This window comes from Haloarcula sp. KBTZ06, assembly GCF_048595605.1.
In the GTDB taxonomy this organism is placed as follows: domain Archaea; phylum Halobacteriota; class Halobacteria; order Halobacteriales; family Haloarculaceae; genus Haloarcula; species Haloarcula hispanica.
The window spans coordinates 2,697,179-2,721,990 of sequence record NZ_CP184337.1 but is presented as its reverse complement, the minus strand read 5'-3'; the positions used below and the strand labels follow the sequence as shown (position 1 = coordinate 2,721,990).

Sequence of the window (24,812 nt, the reverse complement as noted above, 5' to 3'; positions counted from 1 at the left end):
CCACTGGCTATATTTCGGTTGACGAGAGAGGGAGACCCATGGCAACAGAGCAATCCGTCGACCTCGTCGACGACGAGACTGTGGGCTTGTTCACGAAGGCGGTGCTGCTCGCGGCGCTGACCGCGGCGCTCGCACAGATATCTATCCCGCTTCCGGGACTGCCGGTGGTATTCTCATTGCAGCCGTTCGGGATGTTCTTCGCCGGACTGCTACTGGGACCGCTGTGGGGCGGCGTCGCGCTCCTGTTGTACCTGCTGGTCGGTATCGCCGGTGCGCCGGTGTTCTCGAACGCGAACGCGGGTATCGGGTATGTCATCGCCGGCCAGTCCGGCGGTTTCCTCGTCGGGTTCCTCGTCGGCGCGGTCGTCGCCGGCGCTATCGCACACCGAAGCATAGCGCCCAAACCGGTCGCTGATCTCTCTGTCCCGGTGCAGGTCGTCGCGCTCACCGCGGCGATCGCCGTCGTGTACGCTATCGGCATCCCGTGGATGTCGTTCGTTGCCGGCCTTCCGCTCACTCGTGCCACCGCTCTGATGGCTCCGTACATACCACTTGACCTCCTGAAGCTCGGTATCGCAGTCGCCGTTGTGCAGGGCGGATATCTCGACGGTCGATGATAGCGGTCAGCGACCTGCGCTATCGGTACGGCGACGTCGACGTCCTCGACGGGCTCACGCTGTCGATACCCGACGGTCAGTACTGCCTGCTCGTCGGACCGAACGGGAGCGGCAAGACGACGCTCGTCCGGCATTTCAACGCCCTGCTGACGCCCGACGCCGGAACGATCACCGTCGACGGGACCGACGTGACGGACGACCCGGTCGTCGCCCGGACACGCATCGGGATGGTGTTCCAGCACCCCCGCGACCAGTTCGTCGCCGCGACCGTGGCGGCTGACGTGGCCTTCGGCCCGGAGAACCTCGGCCTCGACAGGGACGAGATCGACCGCCGGGTCGAAACGGCGCTTGACGCCGTCGACCTCGGCGATGCAGCGGATAGCCGCATCGACGCTCTCTCGGGCGGCGAGCAGGCCCGCGTCGCCATCGCCGGGGCGCTCGCCATGGAACCGGACTACCTCGTGCTCGACGAACCGCTCGTCGGCCTCGACTGGCCGGCCAGGGAGTCGGTGCTCGACCACCTCGACGCGCTGGCCGCCGATGGAACGGGCATCATCGTCGTCACGCACGACCTCCGGGACCTCCACGAGCGGGCCGACCGCCTCGTCGCGCTGCAGGATGGGCAGGTCGTGCTCGATGCGTCGCCATCCGAAGCGCTCGATACCCTCACGGACCTCGGTATCCGCGACCCACGATGTTGAGCTACCGGCCCGGCTCGACGTTCGCGCATCGGCTGGACCCGCGGTCGAAGCTCCTGGTCCAGTTCGGGCTCGCCATCGCCGCGGTCGCACACCCCACGCTCCCGTGGCTCGTCGGGACGACCGCGTTCGCACTGGGGACGCTCGCGGCGGCACGGCTCTCGCCGCTGGCCGTCCTGCGCTCCTACCGGGTCGTCCTCGCCGTGCTGGCGCTGGCACCGGTCGTCGCCGGTGTGGCGCTCGGCCCGCCGTGGTTTCGGGTCGACCCGGCGCTCCGTTCGGCCCTGCACGTCGGGCGCATCCTCCCGGTGTTGCTCGTCAGCGCCGCCTACCTCACCTCGACGCCAGTCCGGGATACCCGGGCGGCGGTCCAGCGCCTGATCCCCGGCAAGCCCGGCCAGATTCTCGGTATCGGGATGGCGCTCGTCGTCCGACTGTTCCCGCTGGTACTCGCGGACGTTCGGGAGGTGCGCGATGCGATCCACGCTCGCGGCGGTGAGGCCCGCCCGCTACGGGACCGCGTTCGGCTGCTCGCCGTTCGGTCGCTGGAACGGACCCTCGACCGCTCGGACCGGCTCTCCGTCGCCCTGCGGGCCCGCTGTTTCGCGTGGAACCCGACGCTGCCGCCGCTTGCCTTCGAGCGTCGTGACTACCCGGTGCTCGCCGTCGGCATCGCGCTGTCGGTGTCGCCGCTCGTTCCGGTTTAGCCGGTCGCCTGTGTGCGCCCGAGTGCAACGGTGGATGGTGGTTTCGCTATTCTGTCACTCCACGATATCGACACCGGTAATCTCGAACCGTGCGCCGCCCTCGTTCCCCTCGTCGATAGTTACCGTCCAGCCGTGGGCGTCGGCGATCTCCGCGACGATCCAGAGCCCGAACCCCGTTCCGGCGTCTGACGTCGAGTAGCCGGTCTCGAACACGCGTGACCGCTCCGATTCGTCGATGCCATCGCCGTCGTCTTCGACGTAGAAGCCGTCGTCAAGTTCTCCAACGGTGACCGTCACGTCGTCGCCGCCGTGTTCCACGCTGTCGTCGGCCCCCGGCCGACTGCTTGTGGAGCCATGCTCCACACTGTTACTGAACAGGTTCTCGAGCAGTTGTTCCAATCGGCTCCTGTCGGCACGAACGACGGCGTCTGTCTCGACAGTGAGTTCGGCGTCGTTGGTTTCGACGTTGTGCCAGCACTGTTCGGCCGTGTCCGTGAGCGCCACTACGCCGGCGTCAACCGCTGACTGCTCGTCGCGAGCGGCCGCGAGCAGGTCGTCGATGAGCGTCCGCATCCGCGCGAGCGCGTCGCTGGCGCTGTCGAGGTGTTCGCTGTCGTACTCCTGTTGGGCCAGTTCGATGCGTCCCTCGGCGACGGATAGTGGGTTCCTGAGGTCGTGGCTGACGATGCTCGTGAACTCTTCGAGACGTTCGTTCGTGTCCTCCAGTTCCTGCTCGCGGCGCTTGCGCTCGGTGATGTCACGGTCGATACCGATTGCCCGGACTGGCGTCCCGTCGCTGTCGGATTCGACGCGGCCCTTTGCCTCCATCCAGCGGACCTCGCCGTCACGGACGATTCGGAACTCGGCTTCGTACGTGCCGGTCTCGGTCGCTGATTCGATTCGGGCCGCGACTTCCGACTGGTCCTCGGGATGGACCAGCGGTAAAAACTCGTCCAGCGACTCGATGTCGGTGCCGTACAGCGTCTCGGACCCGGGGTAGTACGACAGGCCGCCGGACTCGAACTCGCGGTCCCAGACGACCGTATTAGTGGTCTCTAGCGCGATTTCCATCCGCTCGCGAGTCCCTTCCAGTTCGCGCTCCCGGAGCTTTCGGTCCGTGATATCCTGGACAGAGCCCCGGAGTTTGACAACATCGCCGTTCTCGGTGACTGGTTCACACAGTGCGCGGACCCATCGGTCGTGGTCGTCGTCGCCGATACGCACCTCCATGTCGTATCCCTCTGCTGTTTCTATCGCCCGCTCGAACTCGGTCATGACGGTCTCCCTGTCGTCGGGGTGGTACAGGTCGACGATAGACTCGACGGTCAGTTCGTCGTCCGGAGTCAGCCCGTGTATCCGGTAGAACTCGCTTGTCACCGTCATCTCCGGCGGCTCGCTCGTCACGTCTATCTCCCAGCCACCGACGCTCGCGATCCGCTGGGCCTGGTCGAGGAGTTCCTTCGTTCGCGTAAGCTCCTGCTCGCGTGCCTTCCGTTCGGTGATGTCCCGGCCGATGCCGGCCAGCATCGGGTTCCCGTCGGGGTCTTCGACGCGGGTCGCCGTGAACTCGTGGGGGATCTGATCCCCCGATTTCGTAATAAACGGCACTTCCACCCGGGTCGTGTCGCCCTCGAACACTGATTCGATAGCGGCCCCAACGAGGTCCCGATACTCCGCCGGGAAGAACTCGGCTCCGTAGGTCCCGGCGACTTCGGCGGCCGAGTAGCCGGTTACGTTCAGCAGACTCTCGTTCCAGCGCCGGAAGCGGCCGTCGCTGTCGAGGACGTAGAACACGTCGTCGATGGCGTCCAGCATGTCGTCGGTGTACTCCTTGTACCGTTCGAGGCGTTGTTCGCGCTGCTGGCGTTCGAGTTCGTAGCTCACCCACTGCGTCGCGAGATGGACGAACGTCTTCTCGTCCTCGGTGAAGGGGGTCTTGCGGGCCTCCCGGTCGACGAAACAGAGGCTCCCTGAATGTGCGTCACGGACACGGACCTCGGCGCTGATGTACGTCTCGTATTCCCAGCGGTCGTATGCCGGGTCCGAGGCCCACCCCTCATCGGACGCTTCGGCGATTGCCATGACGCTCCCTGTGTCGATCATCTTCCGGCAGTACGCCTCCGACAGCGGTGTGACGGTTCCTGGCTTGAGCCGTTCGTCGCTCCCGCTCGCATAGCGGACGGTGAACTCGTCGCGGTCAGTATCGTTCGCGGACAGGAACGCGCCAGCGGTCCCAAGGCGCTCCCGACCAAGGTCCAAAACCGCCTGTATCTTCTCTTCAAACGAGGCGTCGGGGTCGGCGCTGATCTCGTAGAGCTTCCGGAGCGTCTGGTTGTGCTCTGTGAGCTGGTTCTTGGTGGCTTCGAGTTCGCGCTCGCGGTTCCGCCGCTCGGTGATGTCACGGGCGAACCCGGCCACGCGAACGACCTCGCCGTCGTCGTTCGTGATTGGCTCGCCCTGTATCCAGACCCAGCGCTGATACTCCTCCGTTGCGTTGACACGGCATTCGACGTCGGCCGACTCGCCGTGCATGAGACGCCGCATCGCGTCTTTCATCAGCTCGCGGTCCTCGGGATGGATACCGTCCAGGAAATCGTAGGGGTTGTCACGGAGCTTGGCCACTGACCGCCCCCAGATATCCTCGTAGGCGGAGTTGATCACGAGGACTTCGCTCAGGTCGGCTGTGAACTCCCAGAGGATATCGTTGGTTGCCTCAGTGAGCTCCCGGACACGGCGCTCTGACTCGGCGGCCTGTCGCTTCGCGCGGTACTCGGAGACCGCGTTTTCGATGCGGTTGGCCAGTAGCTCGTACACCTCGACTCCGAACGACTTCTGTAGATAGTCGGTGACGCCCATCGAGATAGCTTCGCTGGCCACCTCTTCGCTGCCCTTGCCGGTGAACAGAATGAACGGTAGGTCCGGGTTCGTCTCCCGAATCGCATCGAGCAGATCGATGCCGTTCATCTTCGGCATATCGTAGTCGGAGACGACGGCGTCGAATCCGTTTTCGGCGAGCTGGTCGAGCCCGTCTCGTGCGCTGGTCGCGGTTTCGACGGAGATCCGGTCGTCCGCAGCCTCCAGGGAATCCGCTGCGACAGCCACGAAATCAGGGTCGTCGTCGATGTGTAACACCTGAATCCGTTCGCCGACGACATCGGTTTCCCCGTCGAGATGCCGGCCGCGAAGCGCCTCGGTCATAGTCAACTAGTTCACAAGTCCACGCAAAAACAGTTCTGCCAGTTAATTTGTGTTCGCGCGCAAGCGAAGCCGGCAGTCGGTGGCGACGAGGCTATCGCCTGCGTGTGACAACACCCGGCCGTCAGTGAGCCGGTCTTCCCGGGACATTCGGTTTCAGTCTGCCGCTCGGCCGCCGCCGCCGGCGTACGCGCGAGTCACGTCGACGAGCGCCTTCCGGAACTCGGACTCGTTCGGCTCGGGCGACAGCGAGCCGAAGTGGCGCTTGAACTCCGTGAGGTCGACCGATTCGGCGTCCTGGGCCGCGGCGTGGGCGAGGTCGTACAGCCGGTGGTCCGGTTCGACCAGGTCGTGGCGCTCACACAGCGCAAGGGCGAACGCCGCATTGACGGCCGTGATATCCGGGTCTGCAGCCGGCGTCAGTCGTGCGGCCGGTTCGCTGGGGTGGCGTACTCGGGTCGGTGACGTCGAGCGGTCCCAGGTCGGCGGGTCGCCGGGCCGGTCCGCGACGGCAGCCGCGAGGCTGGCTTCCAGAAACGGCACCAGCTTGTCGCCGGGCACCACCGGCATCCAGATGTCGTCGGCGTAGACGTCTTTCATGTGGTTGGCGATCTGGTAACAGTGCGTGAGCTTTCGCTGTTCCACCGAGCGCCCCGCCAGCGCGAGGTAGATGGCCTCCCGCGTCGACTGGGTGTGTGACGGATGCTCCCGTTCGTGATGGTGCATGTGCGCGTATTCGTGTAACGCCAGTTCGCGGGCCATCGCGCTCGTCGCGGCCTGGCGGGAGATTGTCAGCCGGTGGGCGTCGTCGCTGTGGCTGACGCGGGTGCGCTCGTCGGGGTCCTCCCGGATCCGGACAGTCACTGGTCGGTTCAGGTCGTGTTCCGTCGAGAAGAGGTCCCGCGCCCCGAGAAACGGTTCGGCCGGCCCACCCTGCACGTGCACGTCCATGTGTCACCTTCTCATGGGTCGCAGAGCTATTAATCCACGGGTGGGGGCAGCGTTCGCACAGAGCGGGTGCTCAGGACTCAATCGCCGCGAAACCGCGCTCCAGGTCGGCCCGGAGGTCCTCGACGGCTTCGATACCCACCGAAAGGCGGATAAGCGTGTCAGAGATGCCGAGTTCGTCCCGCGCAGCCGGTGAGAGGGGTTCGTGTGTCATCGCCGCCGGGAGCTCCGCCAGGCTCTCGACGCCGCCGAGGCTGACTGCCAGCGTCACCGTCTCTAACGCTTCGAGGAAGCGCTTGGCGTCGGCCATGTCTCCGGCCAGTTCGAACGAGAGCACGCCGCCAAAGCCCTGCATCTGCTCGCGAGCCAGGTCGTGCTGTGGGTGGCTCTCTAACCCTGGGTAGTGGACCGTTTCGACGCGCTCGTGGTCGTCGAGGTACTGCGCGAGGGCCATGGCGTTGTTCTCGTGGCGAGTCATCCGGACACCCAGCGTCTTGATGCCCCGCGAGATGAGATAGCTGTCGAACGGGGCGAGCATGTTCCCGAGCGCGATTTGCTGGCGGAACTCCACCCGCTCGGCCACCTCGGGGTCGTTAGTAATCAGTGCGCCGCCGACGGCATCGCTGTGGCCGTTGAGGTACTTCGTCGTGCTGTGGACCACGAGGTCCGCGCCGAGGGCCAGCGGCTGCTGGAAGTACGGACTCGCGAAGGTGTTGTCGACCCCGACCGTCGCGCCGTAGTCGGCAGCGACGGCCGCAATCGCGTCGATGTCACAGAGTTTTATCAACGGATTTGTCGGGGTCTCGACCCAGACTAACTCCGTTGCCGGCGTCATCGCGGCCGCGACAGCGTCGGCGTCAGTCGCGTCGACGAACTCCACGTCGACGCCAAGCTGGTCCCGGAACAGCGTTTCGAACATCCGTCGCGTGCCCGCGTACAGGTCGTCGAACGCAACGACGTGGTCGCCCGGTTCGACCAGTGAGAGCACCGCTGTTGCAACGGCCGCTGTCCCCGAACTGAAGGCATAGGCTCGCTCTCCGTCCTCTAGCGCGGCTAACTCCTGTTCGAGGCCGTGTCGTGTCGGGTTCGACAGCCGCGAGTAGAGGAACTCGCCTTCACCGGGGTCGACGTCCTCCAGAGAGAGGTCCGTGTCGAGCCCGGCCAGTTCGTAGGTCGACGAGAGGTGTATCGGGAGCGTGACATCCCCTGCTGCTGACGCCGTCTCGGTATCGACTGCAATCGTGTCGAGGTGTGGACGCCGAGTCATACGCTTCCGTCTGCTGGCTGGCGCTAATACCTTTGCAATCATTACTCATCCGACTGCAAATAATTATAATCGCTGGGTATACTCCCGTGACTATACTGTCGGTTGTTCTCCCGTGAGGGGTTGCCCCACAGGTAGCGACTATCTGCACGAAGACACAGCCAGCAGTGCACCGACCGTTCGGAATGCCAGACCATGACACGCGAACGGCCGGATTTCGAGCGGTCACGGCCGTAGTGAAACACTATCCTTTTGACCCTGCTGTTGATAGAAAGCTGTATAATGGGCCGACGTAAGAAAATCGTCCAAGAATGTGAGACACTGATGGACGATCCGGAGCACATCCGGAACATCGCCATCGCTGCTCACGTCGATCACGGAAAGACGACGCTGACAGACAATCTGCTGGCCGGTGCCGGCATGATTTCCGACGACACCGCCGGCGAACAGCTGGCGATGGACACCGAGGAAGACGAACAGGAACGTGGGATCACCATCGACGCGGCTAACGTTTCGATGACCCACGAATACGAGGACCAGAACCACCTCATCAACCTCATCGACACCCCCGGCCACGTCGACTTCGGTGGCGACGTGACCCGTGCGATGCGTGCCGTCGACGGCGCGCTGGTGGTCGTCGACGCCGTCGAGGGCGCGATGCCCCAGACCGAGACGGTGCTCCGGCAGGCGCTCCGCGAGGGCGTCAAGCCGACGCTGTTCATCAACAAGGTCGACCGCCTCATCTCCGAGCTTCAGGAAGGACCCGAGGAGATGCAGGAGCGCCTGCTCGCGGTCATTCAGGACGTCAACGACCTCATCCGCGGTATGACCGAGGAGATGGACGACATCGAGGACTGGACGGTTTCCGTCGAGGAAGGGACCGTCGGCTTCGGCTCCGCGCTGTACAAGTGGGGCGTCTCGATGCCGTCGATGCAGCGGACCGGCATGGACTTCGGCGAAATCATGGAGCTCGAGCGCAACGACAACCGCCAGGAACTCCACGAGCGCACGCCGCTGTCCGACGTGGTGCTCGACATGGTGTGTGAGCACTTTCCGAACCCTGTCGACGCCCAGCCGATGCGCGTGCCGCGTATCTGGCGTGGCGACGCCGAATCCCAGCTCGCCGAGGACATGGCGATGGTCAACGAGGACGGCGAAGTCGTCCTGATGGTCACCGACATCGGTGTCGACCCCCACGCTGGCGAAATCGCCGCCGGTCGTGTCTTCTCCGGCACGCTGGAGAAGGGCCAGGAGCTGTACGTCTCTGGAACTGCGGGCAAGAACCGCATCCAGAGCGTCGGTATCTACATGGGTGGCGAGCGCGAGGAAGTCGAGCACGTTCCCGCCGGGAACATCGCCGCCGTCACGGGCCTCAAGGACGCCATCGCTGGCTCCACCGTCTCCAGCGAGGAGATGACGCCGTTCGAGTCCATCGAGCACATCTCGGAGCCGGTCATCACGAAGTCCGTCGAGGCACAGAACATGGACGACCTGCCGAAGCTCATCGAGACGCTCCAGCAGGTCGCCAAGGAAGACCCGACCATTCAGGTCGAGATTAACGAGGACACCGGCGAGCACCTCATCTCCGGGCAGGGTGAACTCCACCTGGAAGTCATCGGCCAGCGTATCGAGCGCAACCAGGGCATCCCGATCAACACCGGTGAGCCGATTGTTGTCTACCGCGAGGCCCCGCAGGCAGACAGCCGCGAAGTCGAAGGTCGGTCGCCGAACAACCACAACCGCTTCTACATCAGCATCGAGCCGCTCGGCGAGGACATCGTCGAGACCATCAAGATGGGCGAGGCGTCGATGGACATGCCAGAACTGGAGCGCCGTGAAGCGCTGCAGGAGGCCGGCATGGACAAGGACGACTCCCAGAACATCGAGCACATCCACGGGACGAACATCCTGCTCGACGAGACGAAGGGTATCCAGCACCTCAACGAGACGATGGAACTCGTCATCGAAGGTCTCGAAGAAGCCCTCGACGACGGTCCGCTCGCGTCCGAGCCGGTCCAGGGGTCGCTCATCCGTCTCCACGACGCTCGCCTCCACGAGGACGCCATCCACCGCGGCCCGGCCCAGGTCATCCCGGCCGTCCGCGAGGCTGTCCACAACTCGCTCATCGACGCTAGTATCAAGCTGCTGGAGCCGATTCAGCAGGTCCGCATCGACGTGCCCAACGACCACATGGGCGCTGCGAGCGGCGAGATCCAGGGCCGCCGTGGCCGCGTCGACGACATGTACCAGGAAGGCGACCTGATGGTCGTCGAAGGCGTCGCGCCGGTCGACGAGATGATCGGCTTCTCCTCCGACATCCGCTCGGCCACTGAGGGCCGTGCCTCCTGGAACACCGAGAACGCCGGCTTCCAGGTCCTTGCCGACAATCTCCAGCCGGACAAGATCAGCGAGATCCGCGAGCGCAAGGGCATGAAGCAGGAACTCAACCCGGCTATCGACTACTTCTAAGTACCTTTTTACTTCGTCGGGTTTCCTCGCGCCGCCGACGGCGGCGCTGCGGGAACCACTCCTCGTAAAAATCTACGCTAAAAACGACCTCCGAGTCGCGCTCTGCGAGCGCGCTCGGAGTGAAACCGCGCGCCGTCGGCGCACGGTATGCCTTCCCGCGCTTTGACCCCTCTTTGTTCCGCCACCGAACAGCTCTCACTCTCCCGCTTGTCCCCGCAACCGGTCGATTCGGTTCCCCAGCGGTGGCGATTTCGAGAACGGGTTCGCGAGCCGTCGTCTCGACGGTTCCATGTCGTGGACGTCGGCGTACCGTTCGAGGGCGTCCGCGACGGCACCCGGGCCGACGCGTTCGGCCGCGTAATCGTCGGCGGCCCGAACCCCGCGGCGGGTGACCCACAGGCTGGCGACGATGAGTCCGAGACTTGCGCCGGCAAGCGGCCACAGCGGGCCGACGTCGGCCAGTGCCACGAACAGCGGAACTACTGCGACAAGCAGGCCGCCGACGACCCGGGCAAGGACTCGGGCGTTCTGGCGGCCGGCCTGGACTGCGAGCAGGGCCGTCGCCGTCTCGTCGTCGAACACGTCGAGGAACGTGCTCGTCAGGAACAGGCGGCGATACCCGGGAAAGCCGCGCACGGTCACGTTCGCGGTTCTCTCCTGTTCGGTGTCGAACACCCGGACGTCTCGGACAGTCAGTCCCGCACGCTCTTTGAGTCGCTCCAGCGTCTCCGCTGTCGGTTCGTCCGGTCTATCGACCGACCGGATTAGCGGGATGAACCACGGGGAGACAGCCTGTACGGTGACAGCGAAAACGGTAACGAGAGCCAGCAGTCCGGGGGGCGACAACCCGGTTTCGAGCGGTACCACGACGACAGTCACCAACGCAGTGATTCCGAGGACGTACCGTCCCATCCGGACCACCGCCCGACCGGTCGAGAGTTCGATGTCACGAACGCTGCGGATACCCGGGACAGTCGGCGCGTAGGCGGCCAGTCCGACGGTGCCGGCGGCGAGCAGCTCGGCGAACGTCGCCACCACTGCTCCGACGACTCCGGGCTGCCCGCCGGCAATCAAGTGGCCGAGTCCGAGCAACAGAAAGACGACGTACGACAGCAGCGTAAACGGGAGTATGATAGCGAGGAACAACTGCCGGTATCTGGCGACGGGGTTCGAGAGTCGTCGTACGACCGCGCTTCCGAGCGCGCCGATGCCCGCTCCGACGACGGCGAGGACACCGACGAGGAACGCCGCCGTACCTATCGCTATCGGGGCTGACTGGAGGGCGTGCACATACGACACGCTTCACCGGTAGGAAAAAAACGTAGCGTTCCCTGCCCGCGACTGTCACGACGGCGGAGCCCCACGCTTAGGTCACCCGGAACCGAACGGCAGGGTATGAGTGACCGCCTTCACCAGATTGTGGACCTTCTCGTCGCTGCTGTCATCGCCGGCACGTCGACGTTCATCTGGAATCTCGTCCTGCCGACGGGGCTGGCGCTGACGCTTGCGGGGATGTTCGCGGCGATGTACTACTTTTCACGCAATCCCTGGGGGTCGCCTCGCGGCGAGGCGTACAACGAGTGGATCGACGACCTGTACGACCGCTTTCTGCCCTGAGACCAAACGAACGGTTTCTTATACGTGCCCCTGCTGAGTCATCCACAATGAGCCGAGATACCCAGGAGGTGAGCGGGCGATGAGCGACTCGACCGACGAGGTACGGTCCTACACAGTTCGGCTGGAGCTGGTCGACGAACCGGGCGAACTGCTGCGGGCGCTCGAGCCCATCGCCACGAACGGCGGGAACCTCCTCTCTATCTTCCACGAGCGGGGGAACGTGACCCCGCGGGGCCACATCCCCGTGGAGGTCGACCTGGAGGCGACCCCCGAGCGGTTCGACGGAATCGTCGACGCACTCCGGGACGCGGGCATCAACGTCATCCAGGCCGGGGCCGAGCAGTACAGCGAGGCGTTGACGATCATCCTCACCGGCCATCTCGTCAACACAGACCTCTCTGACACGCTCTCGCGGATTCACGAGTCCACGGACGCGACCGTGACCGACCTCTCGCTGTCGGCACCGGAGGGGACCGACGACGCCTCCAGCGCGCGCATCCGACTGGCGACCGAGGAAGGGGCAGTCGACGAGACGATGACTTCGATTCGTGCTGTCGCCGACGAGAAGGGGCTCCACGTCATCGAACCGCTCGCTGCGGGAGGTGAGGCATGAGGCTCGCCGTCATCGGAGCCGGTGCAGTCGGCTCCAGCGTCGTCGAATTAGCGAGCGACCACGGCCATTCGGTCACCGCGTTCGCTGACTCCAGTAGTGCCGTCATCGACAGCGCCGGCATCGACACTGCCGAGGTGCTCGACCGGAAGCGAACCGACGGCGTTGTCGGCAGTGCCGCACCCGAAGACGCGCTTTCGGCCGAGTACGACGTACTCGTCGAGGCGACGCCGACGACGCTCGGCGACGCCGAACCGGGGTTCAGCCACGTTCAGGCCGCACTCGAACGGGACCGCCACGCCGTGCTGGCGAACAAAGGCCCGGTCGCAGAGCGGTACGCCGACGTTCGCGCGCTGGAACGCGAAAGCGAGGGGAGCGTGCTGTTCGAGGCAACCGTCGGCGGCGCGATGCCGGTCCTCTCGACCATCGACGACTTCGACCCGAGCCACATTACCGCCGTCCGCGGGGTGCTCAACGGGACGGCGAACTTCATCCTCTCCCGGATGGCGACCGAGGGTCTCGATTACGAGCACGTCCTCGCGGAGGCGCAGGACCTCGGCGTTGCCGAGGCTGACCCGACCTTCGATGTCGACGGCACCGACGCGGCGCTGAAAGGCGTCATCGTCGCGAACGTCCTGGCCGATGACGAGACAGAATACACGCTCGATGACGCCGAAGTCGAGGGCATTCAGGATATCTCCGGCAGTGCGCTCGAACTCGCACGGGCTGACGGGCGGACCGTTCGGCTCATCGCCGAGGTCGTCGAGGGCTCCATCCGCGTCGGCCCGCGGCTCGTTCCGGACAACGCGCCGCTTGCCGTCTCCGGGACCCGGAACATCGCGCAGCTAGAGACCGAGCACGCCGGCCAGCTCAACATCTCCGGGCGCGGTGCCGGCGGCCCGGAAACCGCGAGCGCGGTGCTTGCCGATATCGGCCGACTGTAACGAGATAGCGGGATTTCCGACGCGCCTGTATCGTTCTCTTATTCACTGTGCTTCCCTCAGTTGGCAGTCCCGTTTGTCACTCCGAAGGACACAAACCCGGCCGTGACTGCCGGTATCGGTCGTTCTCCCTGACCAAGCTATTGGGTGCCACACTACCATGCCATGTCGTGCCGAATCGCAAGAAAGCGACGGGCTGACGCTTACACGCTTTCGAAATCGTTTTATGAACCACCAGCTAATAAACCCGATACAGCGCCTCTGCGCGTGAGAGATAACAATGAGCGACGAACAACACCAGAACCTGGCCATTATCGGCCACGTCGACCACGGGAAGAGCACGCTCGTCGGCCGACTCCTGTACGAGACAGGATCGGTACCGGAGCACGTCATCGAACAGCACAAAGAAGAAGCCGAGGAGAAGGGCAAGGGCGGCTTCGAGTTCGCCTACGTCATGGACAACCTCGCCGAAGAGCGTGAGCGCGGTGTCACCATCGACATCGCCCACCAGGAGTTCAGCACCGACGCCTACGATTTCACCATCGTGGACTGTCCTGGTCACCGCGACTTCGTGAAGAACATGATTACCGGCGCGTCCCAGGCCGACAACGCCGTCCTGGTCGTCGCCGCGGACGACGGCGTTCAGCCGCAGACTCAGGAGCACGTGTTCCTGGCCCGCACCCTGGGCATCGGCGAGCTCGTCGTCGGTGTCAACAAGATGGACCTCGTCGACTACGGCGAGTCCGAGTACAAGCAGGTCGTCGAAGAGGTCAAGGACCTCCTCACACAGGTCCGCTTCGACCCTGACAACGCCAAGTTCATCCCGCTCTCGGCGTTCGAAGGCGACAATGTCGCCGAGGAGTCCGAGAACACGGACTGGTACGACGGCGAAATCCTGCTGGAAGCACTCAACAACCTGCCGGCTCCGGAGCCGCCGACGGACGCGCCGCTCCGACTGCCGATTCAGGACGTCTACACCATCTCCGGTATCGGTACGGTCCCGGTCGGCCGTGTCGAGACGGGTATCCTGAACACGGGCGACAACGTCAGCTTCCAGCCGTCTGACGTCTCCGGTGAAGTGAAGACCGTCGAGATGCACCACGAGGAAGTCCCGAAGGCCGAGCCCGGTGACAACGTCGGCTTCAACGTCCGCGGCGTCGGCAAGGACGACATCCGACGCGGTGACGTCTGCGGTCCGGCCGACGACCCGCCGTCGGTCGCCGAGACCTTCCAGGCCCAGATCGTCGTGATGCAGCACCCGTCCGTCATCACGGAAGGGTACACGCCGGTCTTCCACGCCCACACGGCACAGGTCGCCTGTACTGTCGAGTCCATCGACAAGAAGATCGACCCGTCCTCCGGTGAGGTCGCCGAGGAGAACCCCGACTTCATCCAGAACGGGGACGCCGCCGTCGTGACGGTCCGCCCACAGAAGCCGCTCAGCATCGAGCCGTCCTCCGAGATTCCGGAGCTCGGTTCGTTCGCTATCCGCGACATGGGTCAGACCATCGCCGCCGGCAAAGTCCTCAGCGTCAACGAGCGATAACGTATGTCCCAGCAGGCACGCGTTCGGCTCGCGGGCACAAGCCCCGAGGACCTCGACGACATCTGCGCCGACGTGCGGGAGATCGCGAACAAGACCGGCGTCGAACTCTCCGGTCCGGTTCCGCTCCCCACCAAGACGCTGGAGGTTCCCACCCGCAAGTCCCCCGACGGTGAGGGGACCGCGACGTGGGAACACTGGGAGATGCGCGTCCACAAGCGGCTCATCGATATCGACGCCGACGAACGGGCACTGCGCCAGCTGATGCGCATCCAGGTTCCCAACGACGTCTCCATCGAGATCGTCCTCGAGGACTGAGCCTCGGGACCTGTCGCTTCGCGACAGCGTCGTTGTGTAGCCCGACCGAACCGCTGGCCGGGACAGTGTGAATCGCTATCGAAGGCCGCTCTCACGCGCAGGGTTTTTATAACTCCGCGTTCGAGTGGCAGACCACGCGGGCTCGTAGATCAGTGGCAGATCGCTTCCTTCGCAAGGAAGAGGCCCCGGGTTCAAATCCCGGCGAGTCCATAGCGTTATTTCGTTCTGGCGAACTATCCCGAAAAGCGTTGGCTGCGCCCTTCTATCTGAATCTTACTCGCAGATCCTTCTGCGTATAAACTCGAAATCAAATCGAACCACGAACGGTTACGAATCATCTGGGGTGCAGTCTTGCGATTTTGCGAAGGATTTGGCCGCTTCCCGAGCGGGGGTGGTTTCTCTTGAGTAACCGACTTGTCGAGAACGCAACTATCGAGAAGTCGAACTGCCAGCACTGCGGGGCACACGTTTCGCGTGACTTCCGGCGGACCTTCGGCGATGGCGATGATATCGCCCACCGCTGTCCAGCCTGTGACTGTATGCCTCGTATCTCTCGGGGAACTGCAGCTGGGAAAGAACTCAACTACCCTGACCCAGAAGACCAGCCACAGCGGAATCAGGGCGGTCGAGTGGAAGCACGGACTGACGGGGGTGAGTGGCAGTGACGTATCTTCCGTTGGTTATTGACGCCTACAGTGGTCCGGGAGGAGTTGGACTCGCCCTCAGTGATCTTCCTGTGCGACACATCGGTGTCGACATTGAGGAGTACGGTGACGAGTATCCTGGGCAGTTCGTCCGAGCTGACGCCTCACACGTCGCGTTCATGGAGCGCTTCCCATCGCCGGATCTGTTGTGGCTTTCACCCCGCTGTCAGGCCTACTCGCGGTTATCCTGGGCAAATAGGGGCCGATACGATTGGGACCAGACACCGAAAGAGCGCTATCCCACGTTTGCCGACCTGAACGTTCGCGAGGTTATCGAGGCAATCAATCCCGATCACTACATCATCGAGAACGTCGCTACCTGTGACGATCTTCGCGAACCTACCCGATTGAACGGACTGGCCTTCGGTCTCCCGATCAATAATCAGCGCCACTTCGAAACATCGTTCAGCGTTCCCGACGCCTGCGAGAGTGGAAAATGCGAGATCTCACTTGGGTCCGAATACGTTAGACACGAACTCGCTGCCGCGAAAGATGTTCCTGCCGACTGGTCTGAATCCGAAATCCGGTCGGCTATCCCCCGTGAATTCGTCGAATATCTTCTTCACTACTGCCCAAGTGTCCCTAATGTCCCACTACCCAGTACGCTTCGACAGCGGTCACTTCACGAATTTGGAGAAGTAGCTGGGGGTGAGCAGGCATGACGCCACAGTCTTCGCTGTTCGATTACGAACCGGACCTGTCGCCCCTGACTGACGCCGAGCGAGAGGTATACGAGGCTGTGGGCATGGGTCAGTATGGGCCACGGGAGTACGCCCGCAAAACTGGCCGTTCACCCGGTACTGTGGGCAACCTCCTTCGTCGCGCTCGTGAGAAAGTGGAGGTGGTTCCGGCGTGACTGGGTTCGTCCGTGCCTCAGAATTGTACGACATCGAAGCGGGTGAACCCCTTCAGTTCGACTGGACGAATCTCCAACCGCTTGCGGAGAGTCAAGCCGAGGTCGAGCGGGCGGTGGCTGCCGTCAAGACTGACGGGGGGCGATGCGAACGATAGGGCTGGCCCCTCACGAACTCCACGCCAATCTCCTGTTCAATAGCGACGGCCTTGCCCCGTTTTTCGCGCTGGACAGTGAGGTCAAGGCTGGTGAGGGGTCAAAGAGCGGCGAGTTCCTGCAGGACGGCGAGCGGTGGGTCGTTCGCCTTTCCTACCAGGACAGCAATATCGTTCATCCCGGTGAGCGGACGCCACAGGGAACGGACTGGCAGCTGCAGACCATGCGCGAGTACCGGCTAAAGGTTGCCCGTCATCCCGAAGAGGATTCGGTCGGCCAGCAGGATTTCGTGGCCCATATTGCCCCACGCTGGCCCGGAATGCAGGGCGAGCGTGACGACGGCAGCCGTATCGAGATTCCCGTTCCGGATGGCTTCGGCGAAGGTGTGAACGTCCGCGTGAAGGGCTCGAATATCGAGTTCCACCGATATCCCGAGCTACTGCAGCGGGCAGCCATCGAGGTCGGCGTCACCGGGCGGTACTTCGAGGAGCCACATCCTTACAGCAACGTTCAGGACGCCGAGAAGTACGCCCGGGTTCATCGGGACGCCAGTGGGCCGGTCCATGCTCGCGATGGGCCGATTGCAGCGATGGGCCACCTGTTAGAATCCGACCGCCGCGGCTATCGGAAGATTGTCCAGAACGATGACGATGAGCGCGGGCGGAACCTGCCAGGATACTACCACACGGCCACATTCGGCCCGAAGCGGATTCGAGAGGCGTTCCCCGACCACCACCTCCCCAAGGAGGTGAAGCACTACTACGCCCGCGAGGCGCTGTCTGTGCCCGAAGACCATCCGCTATCCCACCCGAAGGTTGGTTCATCCCTACAGGCATCGCTGCTGGATGATGACGAGACTGTCCGGTGGCGCGACTTGGAGACGCTGGAACGGGAGTTAGACCAGACTGTGCTGTCGGTACTGGCCGATTCGGGTATCGACATCGCACCGTCGGATTCCGGCCCATTCGTCGAAGATTCGTACTTCGAGCCGGAGGTAGACCACTCCGGCCCCGAACCGGTAGGCTTGGATCTAACGCGAGTCGAGCAGAAGCAGGAGAGTGTCGTCGTGCGCCACCTTTCAGATGGGCTCTCGCCGGTGCAGTGGGAAGCCTTGGAGATGTTGGTAGCAGATGGTGGGCAGGTTGCTCCGGCGGATATCGCCGACGAGTACGGCCGTCATGTCGAGAGTGTCCGTCGAGCGCTTCGAGAGATGGAAGACTTGGTGATATCGGACTATGCCGACGTGTCGCTCCGGTCGGAGTACGTCGCGGAGATGGTTCACGCCGCCGTCGACGAGGCGCGCGAAGCCACTCGCCGTGCTGTCGATACCGCGGCGAAGGCCGCGGAAGCGGCCGAACGTGGGCTGGAGAATACGATGAGCGCGTTCATCGCGTGGGCAGCTCGCCACGGTGTTGACGTGAATGACGCTCGCGAGGCACAGATGACCCTGCGGTTCGGGGAGATCGAGAAGCACGGGAAAGCGATTCGCGAAGGCTTCCGGGTGTGGAAAGACGCGGGAATGCCCGAAGAACGCTACCGGCAGGCCCAGGTCCAGCTCGCGGACGGCTCGCGAGGGACGGCCTGGCGCTGGCTGGCTACCGAGTAGCGGCCCGCCTGTTGAGAGGCATCACTGTCCAGCACCCCGAAAACACCGTTTGTTTTGCCGATTTCTCCCCCTGTCCGGCATGGTCGCCGATGTGATCAAGGTGCGACCGAGCCAATGGCCCGGCCGTCGCCCAAACGGAATCAAACCCGGGGGGTTGTGATTCCGTTTAGAGGTGTGGCTAAGGCCACATGATCAAAATACACCGCACAGCTCTGCTGATTCTCACATAGCACCTTTGTACGAGGGTGTCTAACATTTTTTTGATTGAGCATATGGTTGAGTCATCTAAAATTCTTAAAAACCGTCTCTCAAGCATATTTGTGCCAAAAAGGGAGGATATTAGCGATGAAGAAAGCTATAGCGAGAAGTTGACATCTGTTGCGGCTGATATCCCACAAATTCTGGGATATGAACAAGAACACATACACCTTGATTTGAGGTTTGAAACTCCAGAACCGGTTAGGAATGAGATGGGGTGGGCATCAATCACGTTTAATGTCGTTGTTGCCCAGACCGAAGCTGCCTCCCCCTACCTAACAATAATTGCTGATTTCAGCACTTCCGATTCAGTCCATCCTGACGATAAATATGCTCTCAAAGAGTGGGATATGATGATGATGAATTATTACTCTCACACATCACCTTCCAAATATACGGTACTTCTTACAAATGCATATCTTGCAATTAGTTCCGTTCCAGAGGGGGTGAAAGCCTATGTTCTTTCTGAGATTTCTTCAAAAGAGGCTGAAGATATTACTGAGCAACTATCTCCGCCTGAAGAGTTACCATCGGGAGTTGGTGAACATTTTCCTCCTGGATATCATCCGGATCAAACTAAACTCACACGGTGGCTATTTGCTGATGCTGAAATCACCCCAGAATATCAAAGACAGATAGATACAGAGTTTTATAATTTAGATATTGATGATTATAAGGATATTCTATATGATGCATATACTGCAAAATCGAATTTAGAGAAAGGGAAAACTCTTCAAAAGGCTGCTGAGTTTATTTTTCAAGGACTTGAGCCAATTTCAATTCGTGACACAGAATTAAACACACAGAGTGGTGAGATTGATCTCATTCTTGAATATATGGGACATAATACAACGAACCTCTTTGAATACCACTCTCGATTTATCTTAGTTGAATGTAAGAACGTAGGTGATTCTGTCTCCTCAAAAGAGATTGGGCATTTTGAAAAGAAACTCAGAAAGCGGCAGGTTGACTTAGGAATCTTGATTGCATGGAACGGGATTTCAGGGGCAGACTCTGGTAAACATGCTCAGAGATATATTGATTTACCCGGACCAGAGGATCCATATATTGTTGTGCTTGATTCTGAAGATTTATATACCATTTTAGATGGAAAGAGCCTATATGAAATAATTGATCAGCGATTATACGAATTAAGATTTGATCTTTAGTTTCTAGTTCTATTTCAATATTTCATCGATAGCAATCTTGGCTTGCTGAGCATCACGATGCTTGCCGCCTCCATGCCAATTCAATTTCGGCAACCGTGAAGAGTGCCGCATCTCCGATTTTAGTACTTTAACACCCAGTCCACAGACCCGATAAGACACAAATACATACCACCCGTTTGCAGCCCGTAACTTCTCGTGGTACTGATCGTAGAGTTTGAACGTTCCCGGTTGCCCGTCTGCGTGGCGATGCATCGCCGACTTAATTTCAACCGGCGTTCCGTCGGGTCGCTTCGCGTCATGCCAACTGCACCTATCTAAATCGAGATTGTATCGCTCGGCGGCTTTGCGCTCGACGAGCGTCCCATAGTGATTGGCTTTGTGGCTTCGACTCATTTGCGCACCTCGCGTGCGTCATATATAGATACTCCTCCGGGTTGCTCGCGGCCGTTGCCCATGGCTCGCGCGTGCTCGCACCGCGAGCGCCCGCCATGGGCCAACAATAGGGCTACGTCGGGGGGTTGGTTGTTGTTGGGTTGCTCGAATTCGGTCGCTGTCATGCGGTTAGCTCCGTAACCTCACCAACCACATTTCGGTGCTTGCCGTCGTCCTGATACTCGTTCCAGCGCTGTCGGACCCATTCGGCGCTGTACGGCACGAAATCGGCAATTTCGTAGTTTGGTCTGTCTGGTTCAGATTCCTTGGCCGTGATGACAGTGTAGATCGCAAGCTTTCGAGAGAGGTCTTCCGGGTCTACTTCGTCGCCATCATCTTCCCCGCTCGACCACGACCACGTTGTCGGTTCCTTGTCGTCGTACCGCCAGTCCGTCTCGGGAATACCAGAGACGGAGAAGATCGGGTTGACGCCCTTCCGGTTCCGTACGTCTTCGTAGAAGGTTGCTTCTTTCAGTCCCTCCTTGTGGACGCACACACCGAGTTCTCGAACCAGCGGATGCACGTCGCGGCCGTCGTGGCCGATGATGATGAGCGAACCGCCGTACTTGCGTATCTTGTACGTGAGCGGCCCGAGTTTGGTCTTGGTGTCGTAGCCGTCTTTCCCGCTTCCGCCCGCGTTACTGCTGGCTTCGTCGAAGATGAACAGTTTCGGAACCTGCTCGTTGTGCATCGGGTCGCCGTCCTGTTTCAGCCACTCGTTCAGCTCACCGTAGTTTGCGAGCCAGCCGTCACGATGATCTCCGTCCGAGTCGGTCCACTCGTCAGTTTCTTCGAGCGTTCGAATGTTCGAAGCGACGAGTGCATCTGAGGGCTGTTGCTCCTTCCAGAGTTGCCCCAGCAAGCAGGCGAAATTGGACTTCCCTGTGCCGGGTTCGGCCCATTCGTAGAACATCGGCGCGGGGCCAGTCATCTGCGCCCGGAGTTGGTCGATAGCCTTGATTCCGGAGATATCGGCCCGTTGGCCGGCGTCACCGGTGAAGTGCTTGAGTGACTGCATATCGCCATTCGCCATGGCCCGCCGTGCCGTCTCGGTTCCCTCGATGCGGACGATCTCACGAACGTGCGAGAGGTCCTTGGCCTGACCTGGCATCTTCTCTGGTCGGTCACAGTGTCGCGGGTCATAGTGGGTTTCGAGAATCGAGAGGTAGCGTGATAGGTTCTCATCGCGAACGATTCCGGCGTGTTGGTGTACCTCGTCGGGATCACGTTGGCCGTAGCCGTCCTGATACTCACGGAACTGCGCGGGCGTGTAGAGGTCGCTATCGTCAGTCATCGTTTAGTCGTGGGTCCTGCGGTTGCTCGTTGGCCGGTTCGTCCTGCCCATAGCCCACAGCGGCATCTGCTGTGGGATCGGGGGCGTCGGTGAGATCGTGGATGGTCGGCGCGTCTTCGGGGTCTTCGCCGTCTTCGATGAGATTGCCGAAGGTCTCCTTGGCCGCTGTCTTCTGGATCATCTGACCGCGTTCGTTGGCCTCGGCGTCGGCAGTGACGAGCTTCTTTTGGAGCTCGACGCTGCCGCGACTCCAGCGACCGCGGATAGCGGCGAGTTCTTCGGCGCGGTCGATGAGCCAGCCGTGAATGTCCTGCATCTGCTTCTTGCTGGTCATCAGCTGGGTATCCTGACAGCCCTCCAGCCAGACGCCCTCGACGCGGAGCTGGCCGATGTCTTCGAGATACTCGTATTCGCGGACGGCCCACGCAGATCCGCCATTGACAGGGTATGGGTCTGGGCCGTCGATTTCTTTCTCGCGCCAGAGTTCCGGCGGGACGTAGTACTTCTCGGTGGTGTCCTCGACGGCGTTGACGTGATGGACTTCGACCCAGTTGCGGCGACGGAGCCAGCGGGCGATCTTCGCACCGACGAGATAGCAGGGGATCGCCAGTACAAGCCAGCCGACGGCGATGGCGGGAATCCACGTCGGCAGGGTTGGCAGCTGTGGCTGGTAGTAGGCAAACAGCACGGCAGCACCGGCGAGCATCCCGCCGATGAGCAACTTGTATTCAGCAAGCAGGTAGACAAGCCGGTCGCGGTTGTTCTGGAAGGTCGGTGCAGGCTTCATGCTACCTCCGGACGACCGTTCTCGCTACGAATCACGTTGTAGCCGGCGATAATCATCCAGATGAACGCGACAGTTGCCCCGGCGAGCCATGCCTGCAACGACGAGAGCGCGCGGAGGATGTCGAGTCCGTCACCCGAGGGCTGCTGGATGATTTCGGCGTACAGTGGTGTGTTCTCCGTGGAAATGGCGACACCAACGTAGCCGTCTTTTTCGGTGACAGGTATTCCGACAGTAGCGGTGTCGTCCGAGCGCATGGCAACCGTGCGGACGGGAATCTTCCCGCCTTCCTGGAAGCGGCCGGCATCGGAGATCGTCACGGTCTGGACCGCGCTCGACCGGAGGGTGATGCGGGCGATTCCTTCGTCCGGCAGGTACTCTGAGCGGACAATCTCGGTCTGTCCGTCGATACGTGTGGTTTCGGTAGCGTTAGCTGTGGGCTGTGGGCCGGATGTTTCGGCGGGGAGATTGCCCGCGGACTGTGCGGCGGTCGGGGCGCTGACGCAGCCGAGGCTGACCACGAGCAGCGCGACGAAGAAAATGGAACGCATGGGTGGTTAGTTCTGGAGAACGACAACAGCGAGCAGTGTGCCGATGACGGCTAACGCCGCGATGGGGCTGACACTACCACCACCGAGCAAGCCACCGCCAGCAGACTGTTTCAGGGCCTTTTCACGGGCTTCGATCTGTGCGCGCCGGTACGCCAGGTCCTCGTACTGCTGTTTCAGCTCGGTGACGTTGGTCGTTTCGTAGGTGGTTTTCTGGATAGTGACGTTCTCGGTAGTCTCACCGCTTGTGGTGGTGATTCCGTCGATGGTGAACGTCCCGTCTAGCTCTACGATTTGGTCGCTGGTGACGACGTACTGCGTGCCGCCGATGTTCGCTGTATCGTAGGTCGTTCCGTTCTCGAACTGCCCGCTGGCAGGGTTCTCCTGCGAGAACAGCACGCCCTCGTACTGCGTGCCGTCCCCGGTGGTGACGTTGAAGCTCCCGATCTGATCGAAGTTGTCGGGGCTGTTCGTCCCGAGCAGAGTTAGCTGGGCCGCGGTCCAGCCCTGGAAGTCGTCGCCCGCCGACTGTTGGGACGACAACACGTAGGGGTCCACGAGGTCGCTATTATTGATTTCACCACTCTGATAGGCGCTATAGGTGTTTTCCGCCAGCGTGTCCATCTCGTTCTGGACCTGCGTATTCTGTGATTCTATTTCCGCCCATTTAGTGCTGTACTCCTCGAAATTAATGATTTCGAGGTTGTTGTAATTACTGTTCGGAGCCGTAATTCTGAGTCCTTGCCCATACTTTGACCCATCTGCGGCTTTTGTGTGGTTAACCCGCCCAGTGGCCGGACCAACGTGAGTAGTGGCAGGAGTGACACCATCGTAGAACTCCCGGTGTTCCACGTATATGGTCCTATACTCGGTGGTTTCGCCATTTACGAGCGATATTGTCTCTGTCTGAGAACCAGACGGGTCATAGATAATATAGGCTTCTCGACCGCCTCCGCCGACGCCCTTCACTCCGAGATCGGGGGCAGTGCTTGAGTCAGGACGTGGCGGTGCAGTTAGACCGCTCTCACTTTCCATAACGTCCGCAAGATATTCTGCGTTTGTGGCCTGCTGAGTCCACTCAGACGCCAAATTTTTCTGTTTCGTGGCGTAGTAGTCTGCCACGGCAGACTTAGCTTCGGTTTTGGCCGCTGCCTTGCTACTCCCGTTGTTGAGTGCCTTGATATAGGCGTTCTTGCCGATGATGCGAGCCTGAGTCTTTGTATCTGATAGGTAGTTGTCCAGCGTATTGTGGTAGTTGTCTGCCTGCTGTTTGCTGTTCTGAGCGGACTGGTACGCATCGATATGCGTTTGCTGTGCATCCGTACCGGTCGTGTTGACGCCTGTTCTGCCCGGCTGTGCCGTGCAGTCCAGATACGTGACACCCGAGGTCATGCTACCGAGTCTATCGGACGTGTCGCAGGTCAAATCAGAGTCGCCGCCGGTCGTCCCGACGACCGTCCGCACGAGGTTAATACCGCCGAGAAGCCCGCTCTTAGAGTCGAACGTCGGTTTGCCGCCCGAGTAGCCCGACACCGTGACGTTCACCGATTCATACGCGCCATCGTTGAAGAACAACAATTGGTCTTCTTTCAGGTTCGCAGTGTTGTACGTCTCGCGGGCTAAGACGGTCGTCCCGGTGGACGGGCCGCCCTGCGTGGTATACTCGACGGTGAACTCCGTGCCGCCGTCGAGGGCGCTGGTATCAACAATCAGCGTGGTTGGGGAGCCGGTGTACTCGTAGGTGACTGGCCCGCTGTCGGTGGCTGTCTGTGCCAGCGCGGGACCGACGGCCCCGACGACGGCGGAACAGACGATGAGCGCGGCGAGTAGGACTGAGCGGGTGCGGGTCACTGCTCGCGGCCCCCGTCGGTCTCGACCTGCTCGACGCTGGTACGAACCTCCTGGTTGTCAGCGCTGGCGGTGGTGTCCTTCTGCTGTGCGTGGTGCGCGGCGATCACGCCGCCAGCGACGACGGCGGGACTGACGACGGGGAGCGGGGAGCCGATGACAGCCGCGGCAATTGTGGACCCAGAGACGCCGATGACGCCCATAAGCCCATAGCTGAGTATACGGTCCATCGG

The 24,812-nt window shown here is 61.7% G+C and carries 25 protein-coding genes and 1 tRNA gene; 16 read left to right on the top strand and 10 right to left on the bottom strand.

Going from position 1 to position 24,812, the window contains the following annotated elements; translation table 11 throughout:
* The first annotated feature begins 38 nt into the window (after positions 1–38).
* Genes ACNO8S_RS14190 through ACNO8S_RS14180 form a run of 3 tightly spaced genes read left to right on the top strand, consistent with a single transcriptional unit; the run spans position 39 to position 2,022 of the window.
* Positions 39–617 (top strand): biotin transporter BioY, encoded by a 579-nt coding sequence (locus ACNO8S_RS14190; RefSeq protein WP_050037159.1) that lies wholly within the window; start codon positions 39–41, stop codon positions 615–617.
* Positions 614–1,318: an energy-coupling factor ABC transporter ATP-binding protein gene (locus ACNO8S_RS14185; RefSeq protein ID WP_050037158.1), complete on the top strand. Its 705-nt coding sequence runs from the start codon at positions 614–616 to the stop codon at positions 1,316–1,318. Before ACNO8S_RS14190 ends, ACNO8S_RS14185 begins: the two co-directional genes overlap by 4 nt.
* Entirely contained in the window at positions 1,312–2,022 is a 711-nt protein-coding gene (locus ACNO8S_RS14180; RefSeq protein ID WP_050037157.1) for an energy-coupling factor transporter transmembrane component T family protein, read from the top strand. Before ACNO8S_RS14185 ends, ACNO8S_RS14180 begins: the two co-directional genes overlap by 7 nt.
* Positions 2,023–2,076: 54 nt before the next feature.
* Here ACNO8S_RS14180 and ACNO8S_RS14175 read toward each other — a convergent pair whose 3' ends face one another.
* The 3 genes from ACNO8S_RS14175 to ACNO8S_RS14165 form a co-directional block, all read right to left on the bottom strand.
* Positions 2,077–5,220: a PAS domain S-box protein gene (locus ACNO8S_RS14175; protein WP_420182144.1), complete on the bottom strand. Its 3,144-nt coding sequence runs from the start codon at positions 5,218–5,220 to the stop codon at positions 2,077–2,079.
* A 153-nt stretch (positions 5,221–5,373) separates the two neighbouring features.
* A complete protein-coding gene (locus ACNO8S_RS14170; protein WP_023843438.1) occupies positions 5,374–6,168 on the bottom strand; it encodes a DUF5781 family protein in 795 nt (264 codons plus the stop codon).
* 70 nt (positions 6,169–6,238) lie between these two features.
* Entirely contained in the window at positions 6,239–7,432 is a 1,194-nt protein-coding gene (locus ACNO8S_RS14165; protein ID WP_050037154.1) for a trans-sulfuration enzyme family protein, read from the bottom strand.
* Positions 7,433–7,711: 279 nt separating this feature from the next.
* Here ACNO8S_RS14165 and ACNO8S_RS14160 point away from each other — a divergent pair, with 279 nt between their 5' ends.
* Positions 7,712–9,898: an elongation factor EF-2 gene (locus ACNO8S_RS14160; RefSeq protein WP_420182143.1), complete on the top strand. Its 2,187-nt coding sequence runs from the start codon at positions 7,712–7,714 to the stop codon at positions 9,896–9,898.
* A 195-nt stretch (positions 9,899–10,093) separates the two neighbouring features.
* Here the strand turns inward: ACNO8S_RS14160 and ACNO8S_RS14155 are convergent, their stop codons facing one another.
* Positions 10,094–11,188 carry a peptidase gene (locus ACNO8S_RS14155; RefSeq protein ID WP_420182142.1) on the bottom strand — a complete coding sequence of 365 codons (1,095 nt, stop codon included), beginning with the start codon at positions 11,186–11,188 and terminating at the stop codon, positions 10,094–10,096.
* A gap of 105 nt (positions 11,189–11,293) precedes the next feature.
* Here ACNO8S_RS14155 and ACNO8S_RS14150 point away from each other — a divergent pair, with 105 nt between their 5' ends.
* The 12 genes from ACNO8S_RS14150 (at position 11,294) to ACNO8S_RS14095 (ending at position 19,673) form a co-directional block, all read left to right on the top strand.
* Complete coding sequence (locus tag ACNO8S_RS14150) at positions 11,294–11,515, top strand: hypothetical protein (RefSeq protein ID WP_014041479.1); 222 nt, start codon at positions 11,294–11,296, stop codon at positions 11,513–11,515.
* A gap of 79 nt (positions 11,516–11,594) precedes the next feature.
* On the top strand, positions 11,595–12,128 hold the full coding sequence (locus ACNO8S_RS14145) for an amino acid-binding protein (RefSeq protein WP_008307542.1): 534 nt from the start codon (positions 11,595–11,597) through the stop codon (positions 12,126–12,128).
* Entirely contained in the window at positions 12,125–13,069 is a 945-nt protein-coding gene (locus ACNO8S_RS14140) for a homoserine dehydrogenase (protein ID WP_151103877.1), read from the top strand. Before ACNO8S_RS14145 ends, ACNO8S_RS14140 begins: the two co-directional genes overlap by 4 nt.
* 277 nt (positions 13,070–13,346) lie before the next feature.
* Positions 13,347–14,612 (top strand): translation elongation factor EF-1 subunit alpha, encoded by a 1,266-nt coding sequence (tuf, locus tag ACNO8S_RS14135; protein WP_005537153.1) that lies wholly within the window; start codon positions 13,347–13,349, stop codon positions 14,610–14,612.
* Between the two features lie 3 nt (positions 14,613–14,615).
* Positions 14,616–14,927, top strand: coding sequence for a 30S ribosomal protein S10 (gene rpsJ, locus ACNO8S_RS14130; protein WP_004515425.1), 312 nt, complete (start codon positions 14,616–14,618; stop codon positions 14,925–14,927).
* 138 nt (positions 14,928–15,065) lie between these two features.
* Positions 15,066–15,137 (top strand) — tRNA-Ala (locus ACNO8S_RS14125).
* Positions 15,138–15,328: 191 nt separating this feature from the next.
* Positions 15,329–15,592 (top strand): DUF7563 family protein, encoded by a 264-nt coding sequence (locus ACNO8S_RS14120; protein ID WP_420182141.1) that lies wholly within the window; start codon positions 15,329–15,331, stop codon positions 15,590–15,592.
* Complete coding sequence (locus ACNO8S_RS14115) at positions 15,589–16,293, top strand: hypothetical protein (RefSeq protein WP_420182140.1); 705 nt, start codon at positions 15,589–15,591, stop codon at positions 16,291–16,293. Before ACNO8S_RS14120 ends, ACNO8S_RS14115 begins: the two co-directional genes overlap by 4 nt.
* Positions 16,290–16,487: a helix-turn-helix transcriptional regulator gene (locus ACNO8S_RS14110; protein WP_420182139.1), complete on the top strand. Its 198-nt coding sequence runs from the start codon at positions 16,290–16,292 to the stop codon at positions 16,485–16,487. The genes ACNO8S_RS14115 and ACNO8S_RS14110 overlap by 4 nt, the downstream gene beginning before the upstream one ends.
* Positions 16,484–16,642 (top strand): hypothetical protein, encoded by a 159-nt coding sequence (locus ACNO8S_RS14105; protein WP_420182138.1) that lies wholly within the window; start codon positions 16,484–16,486, stop codon positions 16,640–16,642. The genes ACNO8S_RS14110 and ACNO8S_RS14105 overlap by 4 nt, the downstream gene beginning before the upstream one ends.
* Positions 16,630–18,246, top strand: a complete 1,617-nt coding sequence (locus ACNO8S_RS14100) for a MarR family transcriptional regulator (protein ID WP_420182137.1) — start codon at positions 16,630–16,632, stop codon at positions 18,244–18,246. The genes ACNO8S_RS14105 and ACNO8S_RS14100 overlap by 13 nt, the downstream gene beginning before the upstream one ends.
* Before the next feature lie 272 nt (positions 18,247–18,518).
* Entirely contained in the window at positions 18,519–19,673 is a 1,155-nt protein-coding gene (locus ACNO8S_RS14095) for a hypothetical protein (RefSeq protein ID WP_420182136.1), read from the top strand.
* Between the two features lie 9 nt (positions 19,674–19,682).
* Here ACNO8S_RS14095 and ACNO8S_RS14090 read toward each other — a convergent pair whose 3' ends face one another.
* The 6 genes from ACNO8S_RS14090 to ACNO8S_RS14065 form a co-directional block, all read right to left on the bottom strand.
* The gene (locus ACNO8S_RS14090; protein WP_420182135.1) at positions 19,683–20,066 is read right to left on the bottom strand and encodes a hypothetical protein; all 384 of its coding nucleotides are present in this window, start codon (positions 20,064–20,066) and stop codon (positions 19,683–19,685) included.
* Between the two features lie 160 nt (positions 20,067–20,226).
* The gene (locus tag ACNO8S_RS14085; RefSeq protein WP_420182134.1) at positions 20,227–21,399 is read right to left on the bottom strand and encodes a hypothetical protein; all 1,173 of its coding nucleotides are present in this window, start codon (positions 21,397–21,399) and stop codon (positions 20,227–20,229) included.
* Positions 21,392–22,186: a hypothetical protein gene (locus ACNO8S_RS14080; RefSeq protein ID WP_420182133.1), complete on the bottom strand. Its 795-nt coding sequence runs from the start codon at positions 22,184–22,186 to the stop codon at positions 21,392–21,394. The genes ACNO8S_RS14085 and ACNO8S_RS14080 overlap by 8 nt, the downstream gene beginning before the upstream one ends.
* Positions 22,183–22,734: a hypothetical protein gene (locus tag ACNO8S_RS14075; RefSeq protein WP_420182132.1), complete on the bottom strand. Its 552-nt coding sequence runs from the start codon at positions 22,732–22,734 to the stop codon at positions 22,183–22,185. Before ACNO8S_RS14075 ends, ACNO8S_RS14080 begins: the two co-directional genes overlap by 4 nt.
* Positions 22,735–22,740: 6 nt before the next feature.
* The gene (locus ACNO8S_RS14070) at positions 22,741–24,582 is read right to left on the bottom strand and encodes a hypothetical protein (RefSeq protein WP_420182131.1); all 1,842 of its coding nucleotides are present in this window, start codon (positions 24,580–24,582) and stop codon (positions 22,741–22,743) included.
* Positions 24,579–24,809 (bottom strand): hypothetical protein, encoded by a 231-nt coding sequence (locus ACNO8S_RS14065; RefSeq protein WP_420182130.1) that lies wholly within the window; start codon positions 24,807–24,809, stop codon positions 24,579–24,581. The genes ACNO8S_RS14070 and ACNO8S_RS14065 overlap by 4 nt, the downstream gene beginning before the upstream one ends.
* Positions 24,810–24,812: the final 3 nt, after the last annotated feature.